Source organism: Microbacterium sp. BWT-B31, from assembly GCF_041379855.1.
In the GTDB taxonomy this organism is placed as follows: domain Bacteria; phylum Actinomycetota; class Actinomycetes; order Actinomycetales; family Microbacteriaceae; genus Microbacterium.
Window position 1 is genome coordinate 51,580 of record NZ_JBFECU010000008.1, and the last position, 13,464, is coordinate 65,043.

The 13,464-nt window shown below is 69.6% G+C and carries 14 protein-coding genes; 1 reads left to right on the forward strand and 13 read right to left on the reverse strand.

Going from position 1 to position 13,464, the window contains the following annotated elements; all coding sequences use genetic code 11:
• Nucleotides 1–120: 120 nt before the first annotated feature.
• From AB1K54_RS09990 to AB1K54_RS10020, 7 genes are all read right to left on the reverse strand, one after another.
• On the reverse strand, nucleotides 121–723 hold the full coding sequence (locus AB1K54_RS09990) for a GNAT family N-acetyltransferase (RefSeq protein WP_371202597.1): 603 nt from the start codon (nucleotides 721–723) through the stop codon (nucleotides 121–123).
• Between the two features lie 94 nt (nucleotides 724–817).
• A complete protein-coding gene (locus tag AB1K54_RS09995) occupies nucleotides 818–1,843 on the reverse strand; it encodes an ABC transporter permease (protein ID WP_371202598.1) in 1,026 nt (341 codons plus the stop codon).
• A complete protein-coding gene (locus AB1K54_RS10000) occupies nucleotides 1,840–2,826 on the reverse strand; it encodes an ABC transporter permease (protein WP_371202599.1) in 987 nt (328 codons plus the stop codon). The genes AB1K54_RS09995 and AB1K54_RS10000 overlap by 4 nt, the downstream gene beginning before the upstream one ends.
• Nucleotides 2,823–3,629: an ABC transporter ATP-binding protein gene (locus AB1K54_RS10005; protein ID WP_371202600.1), complete on the reverse strand. Its 807-nt coding sequence runs from the start codon at nucleotides 3,627–3,629 to the stop codon at nucleotides 2,823–2,825. Before AB1K54_RS10005 ends, AB1K54_RS10000 begins: the two co-directional genes overlap by 4 nt.
• Nucleotides 3,626–4,486: an ABC transporter ATP-binding protein gene (locus AB1K54_RS10010; protein WP_371202601.1), complete on the reverse strand. Its 861-nt coding sequence runs from the start codon at nucleotides 4,484–4,486 to the stop codon at nucleotides 3,626–3,628. Before AB1K54_RS10010 ends, AB1K54_RS10005 begins: the two co-directional genes overlap by 4 nt.
• A 107-nt stretch (nucleotides 4,487–4,593) precedes the next feature.
• Complete coding sequence (locus AB1K54_RS10015; RefSeq protein WP_371202602.1) at nucleotides 4,594–6,258, reverse strand: ABC transporter substrate-binding protein; 1,665 nt, start codon at nucleotides 6,256–6,258, stop codon at nucleotides 4,594–4,596.
• Nucleotides 6,259–6,343: 85 nt separating this feature from the next.
• On the reverse strand, nucleotides 6,344–8,827 hold the full coding sequence (locus AB1K54_RS10020; protein ID WP_371202603.1) for a beta-glucosidase: 2,484 nt from the start codon (nucleotides 8,825–8,827) through the stop codon (nucleotides 6,344–6,346).
• A 124-nt stretch (nucleotides 8,828–8,951) separates the two neighbouring features.
• Here AB1K54_RS10020 and AB1K54_RS10025 point away from each other — a divergent pair, with 124 nt between their 5' ends.
• Nucleotides 8,952–9,668 (forward strand): TetR/AcrR family transcriptional regulator, encoded by a 717-nt coding sequence (locus AB1K54_RS10025; protein ID WP_371202604.1) that lies wholly within the window; start codon nucleotides 8,952–8,954, stop codon nucleotides 9,666–9,668.
• A gap of 11 nt (nucleotides 9,669–9,679) precedes the next feature.
• On the opposite strand, the gene AB1K54_RS10030 is transcribed toward AB1K54_RS10025, so the two are convergent.
• From AB1K54_RS10030 to AB1K54_RS10055, 6 genes are all read right to left on the reverse strand, one after another.
• Nucleotides 9,680–10,600 (reverse strand): RluA family pseudouridine synthase, encoded by a 921-nt coding sequence (locus AB1K54_RS10030; protein ID WP_371202605.1) that lies wholly within the window; start codon nucleotides 10,598–10,600, stop codon nucleotides 9,680–9,682.
• Nucleotide 10,601: 1 nt separating this feature from the next.
• Nucleotides 10,602–11,231, reverse strand: a complete 630-nt coding sequence (lspA, locus tag AB1K54_RS10035) for a signal peptidase II (RefSeq protein ID WP_371202606.1) — start codon at nucleotides 11,229–11,231, stop codon at nucleotides 10,602–10,604.
• Nucleotides 11,232–11,240: 9 nt separating this feature from the next.
• Nucleotides 11,241–11,819 (reverse strand): DivIVA domain-containing protein, encoded by a 579-nt coding sequence (locus AB1K54_RS10040; protein WP_371202607.1) that lies wholly within the window; start codon nucleotides 11,817–11,819, stop codon nucleotides 11,241–11,243.
• A 157-nt stretch (nucleotides 11,820–11,976) separates the two neighbouring features.
• On the reverse strand, nucleotides 11,977–12,276 hold the full coding sequence (locus tag AB1K54_RS10045) for a YggT family protein (protein WP_371202608.1): 300 nt from the start codon (nucleotides 12,274–12,276) through the stop codon (nucleotides 11,977–11,979).
• A gap of 3 nt (nucleotides 12,277–12,279) precedes the next feature.
• On the reverse strand, nucleotides 12,280–12,735 hold the full coding sequence (locus AB1K54_RS10050) for a cell division protein SepF (RefSeq protein ID WP_371202609.1): 456 nt from the start codon (nucleotides 12,733–12,735) through the stop codon (nucleotides 12,280–12,282).
• 45 nt (nucleotides 12,736–12,780) lie between these two features.
• The gene (locus AB1K54_RS10055; RefSeq protein ID WP_371202710.1) at nucleotides 12,781–13,464 is read right to left on the reverse strand and encodes a YggS family pyridoxal phosphate-dependent enzyme; all 684 of its coding nucleotides are present in this window, start codon (nucleotides 13,462–13,464) and stop codon (nucleotides 12,781–12,783) included.

A 13,464-nucleotide genomic window follows, 5' to 3' on the forward strand; every position in this document is an offset into this window, starting at 1 on the left:
CCGCCGGGTGTCGGCGGGGCCGCGCGCGAAGGCCGGTTCACCCTCGAGTGGAGCGTGAGGGTTCCCTCCCTCGGCGCCTCCAAGTGGCCGTGGTGCTGGGGCTCGCGCGGGATGAGTACGCTACGGGTTCGGCCCGCGACGCGAGTCTTGGCGCAGGTCGAGTCGCATGATCACGCGCGGGAAGCCGGAGAGGACGGATGCCGTGTCGCCGGCCTTGCGGAAGCCGGCCTGCTCGAACAGCCGCCGCGTGCCGACATAGCCCGACGTGACGTCGATGCGCCGGTCGCCGGTGTCAGCCGGATAGCCCTCGATCGCCGGAGCGTCGTGTGCGCGGGCGAACTCGACCGCTCCGGCGAGGAGCGCGTGCATGATGCCCTGCTTGCGATGCCCGGCGCGCACGCGGAAGCACCACACCGACCACACTTCGAGGTCGTCGACGTACGGGATCTTGCGGCTGCGCGAGAAGCTCGTCGCGGAGCGCGGCGCGACGGCGGCCCAGCCGACGACCTCACCGTCGTCGTACGCGAGCACGCCCGGAGGCGGGTCGGCGCGGCAGAGCCCTTCGACGTACGCGGCGCGCGCTTGGCCGAGAAGGGTCTTGTTCACCTCGGTGGGGATGCGGCGGTAGCTCAGGCACCAGCACACGTTCGACGCGAGGTCTTTCGGGCCGACCATCGTGCGAACGTCGTCGTACTCGGTCGCTGCCCGCACCTCGATCGTCATACCCACACTCTGCCTGGGGCATCCGACATCGGCCATTCCCCGCCGGTGCGTCAGTCGACCTCCGCGGCGGCGGGCGAGAACGGGATGCCCCGGCTCACGCCCCCGGTCGGTACGGCCCCAGTTCCTCTGCAGGTTCGTCCACGGGCTCGGGCAGCGCGTCGATCGGCGCCACGACCGTGGCATCCGACTGGGTGAAGCCCTTCTTGCGCAGCGCACGCGCGCGCTTGCCGGCGCTGCGCAGGCGCGGGTTCACGTACTCGTCGATGCCGAAGTTGAGCAGAGCGAGGGCCGTGCCGACGAGCGCGATGCACAGCCCAGCGGGCAGGTACCACCACCAGCGCTCGGGGAACGCGTTCTGGCTCTGCGCCCAGAACAGGATCGTGCCCCAGTTCCAGCGGGTGATCGGTGTGACGCCGACGAACGCGAGCGTCGTCTGGGTGAGGATCGCCGCGGTCACGGTGCCCACGAAGCTCGAGGCAATGACCGCCATCAGGTTCGGCAGCATCTCGACCGCGATGATCCGCCACAACGGTTCGCCATTGGCGCGCGCGGCCTGCACGAAATCGCGATTGCGCAGCGACATGGTCTGGGCGCGCAGCACGCGTGCGCCCCACGCCCACCCCGTGATGGCGAGGACGAACGCGATGAGGATCATGCTCGGGTCATCGAAGTTCGAGGTGATGATGATGATCAGCGGAAGCGCAGGGATCACCAGGAACACGTTGGCCAGCGCCGACAGCGCCTCGCTTCCGGCACCCTTGATGTAGCCCGAGGTGACGCCCACGACCACCGCGAGGATCGTCCCGAGCACCCCCGCCGCGAACCCCACGAACATCACGTCGCGGCTGCCGATGATGATCTGGCTCAGCACATCCTGGCCCAGATGCGTCGTGCCCAGCCAGTGTGCCGGGCTCGGCGGGGAGTTGCGCGCCTCGAGGTCGATCGCGTTCGGGTCGTACGGCGCGACCCACGGGCCGAAGACCGCCAGCAGCGTGAAGAAGGCGAGAATCACGAGCCCGACGAGCGACTTGCCGTTGCGGAACATCGCGAACGCTTCGCTGAAGCGCTGACTCCCGGGGGCCGGGGTGACCGCCTCGATCGTTCCGGTCGCGGCGGTCACAGTGCCTCCTCCTGTCGTGTGCGCGGATCCAGGGCCGCGTAGGCGATGTCGGCGACGATGTTCGCGACCAGCACCGAGAGGGTGATCACGAGGAAGATGCCCTGTATCAGCGGGTAGTCCTTTGCAAGCGTCGCCTCGAACAGGCGCAGGCCGAGGCCGGGGTACGAGAAGATCATCTCCATGATGAGCGTGCCGCCGACGATGAAGCCGAGCGACAGCGCGAAGCTCGACAGCTGCGGCAGTACGGCATTGCGCGCCGCGTAGTTCATCGTGACCCGCCACGGCGACAGGCCCTTCGCCTGCGCGACGGTGATGTAGTCCTCGTCGAGCACGGTGATCATCATGTTGCGCATGCCGAGGATCCAGCCGCCGAGCGAGGTGATCACGATCGTCAGCGCCGGCAGAGTGCCGTGGTAGATCACGCTCTGCACGAACTCCCCGTTCCACCCGGGCGTCACGGTCTTGTCATACGCATGGGATGCCGGAAACCACCCGAGCGTCGTCGAGAAGACGGCGATCATGATCAGGCCCAGCCAGAAGTAGGGCACCGTCGACAGGAACGTCGCGACCGGCACGAAGAACTCCGCCTTGCTGCCGCGCCTCCAGCCGATGTAAGTGCCGATCGAGGTGCCGACGAAGAAGCTGATGAGGGTCGCGATGCCCACGAGCCCGATCGTCCACGGAAGGGCGTCGGCGATGATGTCGGTGACCGGGGCCAGGCCCTTCGAGAGCGACCGGCCGAGGTCGCCGCGAACCAACAGGCCCCAGTAGTCGAGGTACTGCTCCCACAGCGACTTCTGGGAGTTCAGGCCGAACAGGATCTTCAGCGAGTCGATCGCCTCGGGGCTGACCTTGCCCTGGTTGCGGGCGAGGTACGCCGTGATCGGGTCGCCCTTCATGAACCGGGGCAGGAAGAAGTTGATGGTGATCGCGGCCCACGCCGTGAAGACGTAGAAGACCGCGCGGCGAAGGAAGAACCTCACTGGCCCTCCCCCTTTCGGCCGCGGGCGCCGCCGTAGAGCAGATCCGGGTTCGGCGACGCGTCGCGCAGGCGCCGCGTGTAGTCGTCCTTGGGGTGGAGGATCACCTCGTCGGCGGGTCCGCGCTCGACGACGACTCCCTTGTTGAGCACCATGATCTCGTCGCTGAAGTGGCGGGCGGTCGCCAGGTCATGGGTGATGTAGAGCACGCCGAGGTTCGACGCGCGCTGCAGGTCGGCGAGCAGGTTCAGCACGCCGAGGCGGATCGACACGTCGAGCATCGACACCGGCTCGTCGGCGATCAGCAGGCTCGGGCGCGAGGCGAGGGCGCGCGCGATCGCCACGCGCTGGCGCTGCCCTCCGGAGAGCTCATGCGGATGCCGGTCGGCCAGGTCCGCCGAGAGCTTGACGGTCTCGAGCAGGCGCGACACCTCGGCGTCGATCTCTGTGCGCGGCACCACCCGGTGCAGCCGCAGCGGGCGATCGAGGTGATGGCGGATCGTGTGGTAGGGGTTCAGCGACGCGTACGGGTCCTGGAAGACCATGCGCACCTGCTGCCGGTAGGCGCGCAGCGCCCGGCCGCGGCGCGGGATCGAGGCGCCGTCGAGGAGGATCGCGCCGGAAGATGGCGCTTCGAGCTGCGTGAGGATCTTGGCGATCGTGGACTTGCCGGAGCCGGACTGACCCACCAGGGCGATGGTCTTGCCCGAGGTCAGGGTGAAGCTGACGTCGTCGAGCGCACGGAGGGTGCCGGCGCCGCGCACGCGATACGTGCGGCTGACGTGCGAGAACTCGAGGGTGGTCATCGGGGGGCTCCCGTCGGGTCGGAGTCCGCTTCGCCGCGGAGGAAGCCGCCGCGGTCGCCGGTCAGGCTCGGGAAGGAGCTCAGCAGCTTGCGCGTGTACTCGTGCGTGGCGCCGCGGTAGATGTTCTCGGGGGTGTCGAGCTCGACGATCTCGCCCGCGCGCATGACGGCGATGCGGTCGCTGATCTCCAGCAGCAGCGGGAGGTCGTGCGTGATGAAGATGACCGAGAACCCGAAGCGCTCGCGCAGCTGCGAGATCTGCTGGAGGATCTCGCGCTGGACGAGCACGTCGAGCGCGGTCGTCGGCTCGTCCATGATCATCAGCTGGGGCTTGAGCGCGAGGGCCATCGCGATCATGACGCGCTGGCGCATGCCGCCGGACAGCTCGTGCGGGTACGACCGCATGCGGTCGCGGCCGACCAGGACGAGTTCGAGCAGCGCCGCGCACTCCTCGCGGCGCTCGCGCCTGCCGAGGTTCGGGCGGTGCGTGCGGAACACGTCGTCGAGCTGACTGCCGATCGTCTTGACCGGGTTGAGCGCGTTCATCGCCCCCTGGAACACCATCGACGCCTTGTCCCAGCGGAACGCCCGCAGCTGGTCGGTCGCGAGGCTCATGATGTCGATGTCGTCACCGTCGCGATCGTGGAACACGACGCTGCCGCTGATGACGGCCGGCGGCTTCAGCAGCCGCTGGATGCCGTAGGCCAACGTCGTCTTGCCGCAGCCGGACTCCCCTGCCAGGCCCAGGATCTCGCCGCGTTCGAGCGCGAGCGAGACCCTGCGCACCGCGTGGACCGGCGGCTGGACGTCGTAGACGACATCCACCTCCTCGATCGTGAGCAGCGTCGCTCGGGTCACTTCCATCTCCAAGGATCTGCCTGCCTCGCACAGGGGCAGGGCGTTGGTACGGCGGGTGCGCCCGCAGTTCGGGCTCCGGGCGCACCCGCCGTGCTCGTGCGGCCGTCTCAGCCGGCAGGCTGCAGCTTCGTCAGGATGAGCAGCTGCTGCGGGCGCGTGGGCTCGGGAACCGCGTACGGGTCCTCTTCGCTCGGCCACCCCACGTAGTTGCGGGTGTTGAACTCGCCGATGAAGGGGCGCGTGCCGATCGGCAGGATGACCGCCTCGTCGACGAACGCCCGCTGGATGGTGTCCAGCGCCGTGGCCCGCTCCTGGTCGCTCGCGGCGGTGGCGTACGCGGCCAGCGCGTCGGTGACCTCCTGGCTCTGGTAGCGGCCGAAGTTGTAGCCCTCGGACTGCTCGCCCAGCGGCAGGTAGCGCGCACCGTCCATCGCGTCGGAGTAGATGTCCCACGGGGTCAGGCCCGTGTCGGTCCAGTGCAGGATGGCGTCGAAGTCACCCGTGCCCTTCGCGGCCCACCACGTGTCGACATCCGGTGTGTCGATCGTCGCGTCGATGCCGATCTGCTTGACCTCGTCGGCGATGAGCGTGATGCCCGTCACATAGTCGCTCCAGCCCTGGGGCACCTGCAGCGTGAAGGTGACCGGCGCGCCAGACGCGTCGAGCAGCTTGCCCGAGGCATCCCACGTGTAGCCCGCCTCGGTGAGGATGGCCTTGGCCGCCTCGACGTCGACGGTGTACTCCTGGCCGGCGTACTCGTCGATGATGTACGGGTCGCCGGCGGGGGTCGGCAGGCCCGTCACCGAGGTGAGCGCCGGCACCGAGCCCTCGCGCGCGATCTCGCGGTGCTTGCCGCGGTCGACGATCAGGTTGAGCGCCTGACGCAGCGCCACGTCGTCGAACGGCTTGCGGGTGGTGTTGAACCACACCGCGTCGACGCCCAGCCCCGCGGGAGCCCAGTACTGGTTGGCGTCGTCCTTCGACAGGTAGGCGTCCTCGATGTTCGGGATGAACGCCTGCGCCCAGTCGGCCTCGCCGTTGGCCAGAGCGGTCGTGAGCGCGGTGTTGTCGTTGTACGAGACGTAGTACAGCGTCGGCACGGCCAGCTCGCCGCCCCAGTAGTCGTCGCGCAGGTCGACCCGGACGCTCTGCGAGCTGAAGCTCGTGAGCGTGTACGGGCCGGTGCCGACCGGGTCGGGGTTCGTCTCGGTGGTGACGTCCTCGACGTCCTTCCAGATGTGCTCCGGGACGATGAAGCTCTGCAGCACCTTGTCCTGCTTGACGAACATCGAGCTGCCGAACGTCACGGTGACCGTGTTGCCGTCGACCGAGATGTCCTGGAAGTCGATGGCCGCGGGGTTGATCGCGTCGTTGTCCTTCATCAGCTCGAGCGTGAACGCGATGTCGTCGGCGGTGAAGTCCTCGCCGTCGTTCCAGGTCACTCCGTCGCGGGCGGTGAGCGTGATGCTCTTGTAGTCGTCGGCCCACTCGATCTCGGACGCGAGCCACGGCACGACGTCCTGCGAGGGGTCGATCAGGTTGACGAACGCGAGCGGCTCGAAGATGACGTTCGCGTAGCCGAGCTTGAGGGCCGACGAGTCGCCGATCCACGGGTTGTTGCTCTCGGTGGCGATGGCGCCGTCGGGCTTGGCGATCGTGAGCGCGGCGCCGGCCGTGGCGTCGTCGGTGTCTGCGCCACCGCCCGCGCAGCCGGTGAGCAGCATGGTCGCCGCAAGACCGACGGCGGCGACCGAGGTCATCCACTTCTTCATGGACTGTCTCCTTGTGATGTAGGTGAGAGGTTCCGGCACGCGCCGGGTTGGTGAAGGTGCTGCCCGCGAGTGGTGCTGTGTCTCCTTACGGTGCGACGGGAGGATCGACCTGGACCGCGGCGTCCAGCTCGATCTGACGGGAAGATCGCCCGATCCCGAGCCCATAGGACCCGACAACGGTAATCCAGCGATCCCGGGTGGTGTCCCAGGCCTGAAACGACCGTCTGGGGACGGTCACCGCGACCCGGCGGCTCTCACCGGCGGGGACGTCTGCGCCGGCGAATCCGGCGAGCCAGCGGACCGGGCGCTCGATGGCCGTCTCCGCCGGCGGCTCGAGATAGACCTGCACGGTCTCGCGCGCGTCGCGGGCGCCGGTGTTGGTCACCGTGAGGGCGACCACGAGGTCGCCCTCGGGTGTCCACGCCGGCTCTTCGAGGTCGCTGTAGGCGAAGCTCGACCACCCGAGTCCGTGTCCGAAGGGCGCCGCGGGCACGGCGCCGGCGCGCTCCCACGCGCGGTAACCGACGTGGATGCCCTCGGTGTAGTGCAGGCGGCGGTCGGTTCCGGGGAGGGCGTCGGGCACGGGGACGTCGGCTTCTGAGGCCGGCAGCGTCCACGGCAGGCGTCCGGCGGGCTCGAGGTCGCCGCCGAGGATGCCGGCCAGCGCGTGGCCCATCTCCTGACCGGGGAACCACACCCACAGCACGGTGCGCGCCCGGTCGAGCCACGGCAGCACGACGGGCGCTCCGGCGTTGACGACGACGACCGCGTCGGGGTCGGCATCCAGCACGCGCTCGACCAGTTCGTTCTGCCGCCCCGGCAGCTGCAGATCGATGCGATCCCACCCCTCGGACTCGACCTCCTCGTTGGTTCCGACGACCACGACGGTCAGGTCGGCGACGGATGCCGCGGCCACCGCCTCGGCGATCTCGGTGTCGACATCGGTGCCGGGCGCGCGGTGGCGGAAGCCGGCGCGCACGATCTCGCCATACCCCCCGGCGCGGATGACCGTGTGGGCGGACTCGACCACGACGGTGCGCGGCTCGGTGATCTCGATGTCGCCGCCGTAGCCGTCGGGGGTGTTGATCGACGAGTCGAGGATCACCTCGACGCCCGCGGGCGCCGTGCTCTCGGCGACGAGCATGCCGTCGAGCCAGAAGCGGAAGGAGCCGACCGTCGCGACCTCGATGCGGTGCGTGCCGGGCTCGGCGAGCACGACCTCGGCGCGCACGACGACGGTGTGCACCTCGCCCAGGTCGCGCAGCCAGCCGTCCCACGAGGTGAGCCGGCGGGTGCCCCGCACCGTGCCGTCCTCGGCGAGGAACGTCGCTTCGAGGAGTGCGCCGTCGCTCGCCGCCGTGCGCAGGGCGAGGTCGAGGTCGGGTGCGTACCGGCGCGAGTCCCCGCCGCGGCGGACGTCGACCTCGGCGTCTGCGAACCGCGCGACCAGCCCTTCGGCGGGGCTCACGACGTGCGGGGGGTGCACGGTCGAGCTCCCTCCGCCGAGCACGTGCGGGCGCACGGCGTTGGGGCCGATGAGCGCGATGCGCGCGGGGGCGGGCCGATCCCACACCGGCGACTGGTCGTCGCGGCGCAGGACGACCGTCGACTGTGCGGCGACGCGGGTGATCAGCTCGTCCAGGGCGGGGCCTGTGTCGATCGCCTGCTCGGGGAGGTCGAGCGCCCCGACGCGACGGGCGAGAAGAAGGATTCGCGCCACCTTGTCGTCGATGACCTCTTCGGGCACCTCGCCGGCGCGGACGGCGTCGAGGAGGTTCTGCTCCCACGGTCCGCCCGGACCCGGCATCACGATGTCGAGACCGCCGAGGGCGCTGCCGACGGTGGTGCGGGTGGCCATCCAGTCCGACACGACCGCGCCGTCGAAGCCGAGCTCGCCTTTGAGCAGCTCGGTCAGTAGGCGCCGGTGGTCGGTCATCGGGGATGCCTCGACACCGTCGTCGACCTGGTTGTACGCGGCCATCACCGACCATGCCCCGCCCTCGCGAACGGCGTGTTCGAAGGGCGCGAGGTAGACCTCGCGCATCGTCTGATCATCGACCGTCGCGATGTACTCGGTGCGGTCGGTCTCGGAGTCGTTCGCGATGAAGTGCTTGACGCATGCGGCGACGCCCTGGTCCTGGATGCCGCGGATGACCCGCGTGCCCACGACCGAGGTCAGCAGCGGGTCTTCGGAGTAGCACTCGAAGTGGCGGCCACCGACCGGCGTGCGCTGGATGTTCACCTGCGGCGCGAGCACCACGTCGACGCCATGGGCGCGCGCCTCCTGCGCGAACGCGCGACCCACCTCGTACGCGGTGGCGGGGTCCCACGTCGCGCTCACGGCGCTCGGCGACGGGAACAGCGCCGAGGTCTCGCCCTCGACCTCGCCGAGCCCGCGGACGCCGACGGGACCGTCGGACATGGTGAGCGAGCGAAGGCCGACGGCGGGAAGCTCGTGCAGGCGCCAGACCGCCTTGCCGGTCAGCAGGCGCACCTTGTCTTCGAGGCTGAGAAGCCCGAGAAGCTCGCGGACATCACCGCCGAGCTGGAGTGCCACGGGCTTGCTCACAGATGGTCTCCTCGTCGTTGAGTGCAAGGCGCAAGAACTGCTGTCGAAATACTTACATGCCGGTCAGCAACCTTGCAACCCATTCCTGACAGGTCTGTAAGTAGACGGCTGGTAGAGTCCCGGCATGAGTGAAACCCGGCGCCGCGAGCCGAAGATGCGCCAGGAGACCATCCAGCGGCGAGAAGAGATACTGAAGGCCGCGCTGCAGACGTTCGGGAGCAAGGGCTACAACAAGGCGCCCCTCACCGAGATCGCCGACCAGGTCGACATGACGCACGCCGGCATCCTCCATCACTTCGGCTCGAAGGACCGCCTCTTGCTCGAGGTGCTCAGCTACCGCGACGAGGCCGACGTCGCCCACCTCGAGGGCCGGCACATCCCCGGCGGCAGCGACCTCTTCCGCCACCTGATCCTCACGGCGATCCTCAACAGCCGCCGCGCGGGCATCGTGCAGGCCTACACCGTGCTCTCGGCCGAGTCCGTCACCGACGACCACCCCGCAAAGGAGTTCTTCCAGCGGCGGTACCTCACGCTGCGCAGCGAGGTGCGTGACGCGTTCGAGGTCGTCTGCGCCGAGCACGGCGTGACCGACCGCGGCGTGATCGAAGACGCCGCGGCATCCATCCTCGCCGTCATGGACGGTCTGCAGGTGCAGTGGCTGCTGGCCCCCGACGCGGTCGACCTCGCCCGCGCGACCGAATTCGCGATCCGCGCGATCGTCGCGGGCGTCGTCTCGCCCCAGCCGTCGACGATCGGGCCAGTGGATGACCCGACCGAGGCATCAGACACCTCAGTCGCCGTGGCCACCGCCGCCTCGCCCGCCGCGACGCAGCCGGTGTAGCGCCGGGCCGGTCAGTCCGCGCGGAGCACCTCGAGCGCATGCGCGAGGTCGTCCGGGTACGGCGACGTGAAGGTGACCCACTCCCCCGCGGTCGGGTGCGCGAACGACAGTTCGTGCGCGTGCAGCCACTGGCGGGTCAGTCCGAGCCGTGCCGACAGCGTCGGGTCGCCGCCGTACAGCGGGTCGCCCACGCACGGATGGCGGTGCGCGGCCATGTGCACGCGGATCTGGTGGGTGCGCCCCGTCTCGAGGTGGATCTCGAGCAGTGCCGCGCCGCGGACGGCCTCGAGCGTCTCGTAGTGGGTCACGGAGTCCTTGCCCTCGGGCGTCACCGCGAACTTCCACGAGTGGGAGGGGTGGCGGCCGATCGGCGCGTCGATCGTGCCGGACAGGGGATCGGGATGCCCCTGCACGACGGCGTGGTAGATCTTCTCGACCTCGCGCTCCTTGAACGCGCGCTTGAGGGCCGTGTACGCCCGCTCGGACTTCGCCACGACCATGAGCCCGCTCGTGCCCACGTCGAGCCGGTGGACGACCCCCTGGCGCTCCGCCGCCCCCGTGGTCGCGATGCGGTAGCCGCCTGCGGCCAGCGCGCCCAGCACGGTCGGACCCTCCCAGCCGAGCGAAGGGTGTGCGGCCACGCCCGCAGGCTTGTCGACCACGACGATGTCATCGTCGTCGTACACGATCCCCAGGCCCGGCACCGCGACCGGCACGACACGCGGCTCCTCCTTCGGCGCCCACTCCACCTCGAGCCACGAGCCGCCCCGAAGCTTGTCGGACTTGGCGAGCACGCGTCCGTCGAGCGCGACGCCGCCTGCTTCGGCGACCTCGGCAGCGAACGTCCGCGAAAAGCCGAGCAGCTTCGCGAGCGCGGCGTCGACCCGCATGCCGTCGAGGCCGTCCGGGACGGGAAGGCTGCGTGACTCCACGTCAGTCCTTCGCGGCGCCGGGGATCGCGTCGCCGGCGTCACCCGCGTCACCCGCGTCGGCGGCCGGTGCGACAGCGCCCGCGGCCTCTTCGATCGTCGTGCCGCGCCGCTCGCGCGAACCGTCCAGGTGCACACCGACCAGCACGAGCACGGCGATCGCGATCATCATCGTCACGATGAACATGTCGGCGACGTTGTAGATCGCCGGGTTGAACCCGAGCCACATCCAGGGCGTCAGGATGAAGTCGACCACGTGGCCGACCGCGAAACCGGGCTCGCGGAACAGCCGATCGCCGAGGTTGCCGAGCACGCCGCCCAGGAGCAGGCCCAGGGCCACGGCCCACAGGCGCGAGCGGACGCGCGTGGCGGCGAGCCACACGACCACCGCCGCGACCGCCGCGAGGGCGATCGTGAAGACCCACGTGACGCCCTCGCCGAGCGAGAACGCGGCACCGGGATTGCGCGTGAGGACGAAGATCAGAAAGTCGCCGATGACGTGCACCGGCTCGCCCGGCGGCAGGTTCTGGATGGCGAGGTACTTCGTGAACTGATCGGCGGCCAGCACCAGGATCGCGAGAATCGCGACGATGGCGCCGGCCGCCGCAGGACGCAGGGGACGACGGTTCGTCAAAAGACCGGCCTACAGGCCGATGCTCGACACCGGAGTGGAACCGGATGACGTGGCGGTGGTCTCGAGGTCGCGGAGCTTGCCCTCGATGAAGCCGCGCAGCTGCGAGCGGTAGTCGCGCTCGAAGCTGCGAAGCTCGGTGATGCGGCCCTCGAGCGACGAGCGCTCGGACTCGAGGCGGGCGACCTCGTCGCGACCGCGAGCCTCGGCCTCGGCGACGATCGTCGCGGCCTGGGTCCTCGCCTCGGAGATGAGCTGGTCGCGCTTGGCGGCGCCCTCTTCGACGTACTCGTCGTGCAGGCGCTGGGCGAGCTCGATGATGCTGGCACTGGCTGCGGCGGGCTGAGCGGACGAAGCCGGCTCGAAGGCCGGGGCGGACTCAGGGGCCGCGATGGGCGCGGGGGCGGGAGCGGCGGCACCCGACTCGTACGCGGCGAGCTTCGCCTTCAGCTCCTCGTTCTCGGTGAGCGCCTTGCGCCACTCGACGACGATCTCATCGAGGAAGTCATCGACCTCGTCGGGGTCGAAGCCCTCCTTGAATCGGACGTGCTGGAACTGCTTCGTGACGACGTCATCCGGAGTCAATGCCATTGTTTTTCCTCTTTCGCGCGCGCGTGTCGCTGGCCGATGTCGGGGTCGGTCGCCGCAAGCGGCGGGCCGTACCAAGACAGCATAGCCGCGGCCCCTGAGAGTGTCGAAGGAGTCGAGGCGTGCGTGTCGGCGCGTTAAGCTGCGGCGGGCGCGGCTCTCAGCCGGCCACCGCTCGGGTGATCGAGATCAGAACGAAGCACAGCAGCATCGTCAGCGCGAAGGCGAAGTCGATCGCCACACCTCCGACGCGCAGCGGTGGGATGAACCGGCGGAAGAACCGGATCGGCGGGTCGGTGACCGTGTACACGAGTTCGGCGAACACGAGCAGGCCGCCCTTGGGACGCCACGAGCGGTTGAAGAACGGGATCCAATCCAGGACCAGGCGCACCAGAAGCACCAGGACGTAGATCAGCAGCAGTGCGTTGAGGATCCCTGCGATGAACTGAAGGACGAACACGGGCTAGGGAGCGAACGGCACCGCGTCCGGATCGGCCTGAGCGACGTTCCCGTCGCCCGACACCGACACGTGCTCGGGTGAGAGCAGGAAGACCTTGCTCGTGACCCGTTCGATGCGCCCGTAGAGACCCAGCGACAGCCCGCTCGCGAAGTCGATCAGGCGCCTGGCGTCGGCGTCGCTCATCTGCGAGAGGTTGATGATGACCGGGATGCCGTCGCGGAAGTTCTCGGCGATCACCTGTGCGTCGCGGTACTGCTTGGGGTGGACGGTGAGGATCTCGGAGATCGCACCGGCAGCCGGCTGCCGCACGACGGCGGGGCGGTGGATGGGAGTCACGGGAGCGGCTTTCTCGACGGCCTTGGGCGCGCGCTGCACCGGCTGCGGCGCGGGCTCTTCGTAGGCCTCTTCCTCGTCGGCGAGGCCGAGGTACACCATGGTCTTCTTCAGCGGGTTAGACATCGCATCCTCCGTCATCACGTCGTGTGTGCTCGTCCTGTTCCGAGGTTAACCGTGGACCGGCCTCGGTCCGGTGATTGCCGTCCCGATCCGCAGGTGTGTCGCGCCCTCGGCGACCGCCTCCGCGAAGTCCCCGCTCATGCCCGCCGAGATCCACGTCGCCCCCGGCGCGATCGCCCGCACGCGGTCGGCGAGCTTCCGAAGCCGCGCGAACGCCGCGGCGGGCTCCTCGCCGAGCGGGGCGACCGCCATGACGCCGCGCAGGCGCAGGGTGGGGCATCCGATTATGTGCTCGGTCAGCGTCTCGGCGTCGGCCGGCAGCACTCCCCCGCGCTTCGGGTCGTCGGTGAGGTTGAGCTGCAGCAGCACGTCGAGGGCGCCTGCGCCGGGCTCGGCCGCGCTCTCGAGCGCGTCGGCGAGCCGTGCGCGGTCGACGGAGTGCACGACGGATGCCGCGGCTCTGATCGCCCGCGCCTTGTTGGTCTGCGCCTGCCCGAGAAAATGCCATCTCAGCCCGTCGAGATCGCTGATGCGAGAGGCCTTGTCGGAAAGCTCCTGCTGGCGGTTCTCGCCGACGTCGCGCACGCCGAGCCGATAGAGCTGCTCGACGAGCGACACCGGGTGGAACTTCGTCACGACGATGCGGGTGATCTCGGCGGGGTCGCGCCCGGCGGTGCGGGCGGCGTCGGCGATGCGCGCATCCACCTCGCCGAGGCGCTCACCGAGATCCAC

What these genes read in the sequence shown, in the direction of transcription:
- AB1K54_RS10025 (WP_371202604.1), top strand. Translation starts at nt 8,952, where the DNA reads ATGAGTGAAACCCGGCGCCGCGAGCCGAAGATGCGCCAGGAGACCATC.
- AB1K54_RS09990 (WP_371202597.1), bottom strand. Translation starts at nt 723, where the DNA reads ATGACGATCGAGGTGCGGGCAGCGACCGAGTACGACGACGTTCGCACG.
- AB1K54_RS10015 (WP_371202602.1), bottom strand. Translation starts at nt 6,258, where the DNA reads ATGAAGAAGTGGATGACCTCGGTCGCCGCCGTCGGTCTTGCGGCGACC.
- AB1K54_RS10040 (WP_371202607.1), bottom strand. Translation starts at nt 11,819, where the DNA reads ATGGCATTGACTCCGGATGACGTCGTCACGAAGCAGTTCCAGCACGTC.
- AB1K54_RS10050 (WP_371202609.1), bottom strand. Translation starts at nt 12,735, where the DNA reads ATGTCTAACCCGCTGAAGAAGACCATGGTGTACCTCGGCCTCGCCGAC.
- AB1K54_RS10005 (WP_371202600.1), bottom strand. Translation starts at nt 3,629, where the DNA reads ATGACCACCCTCGAGTTCTCGCACGTCAGCCGCACGTATCGCGTGCGC.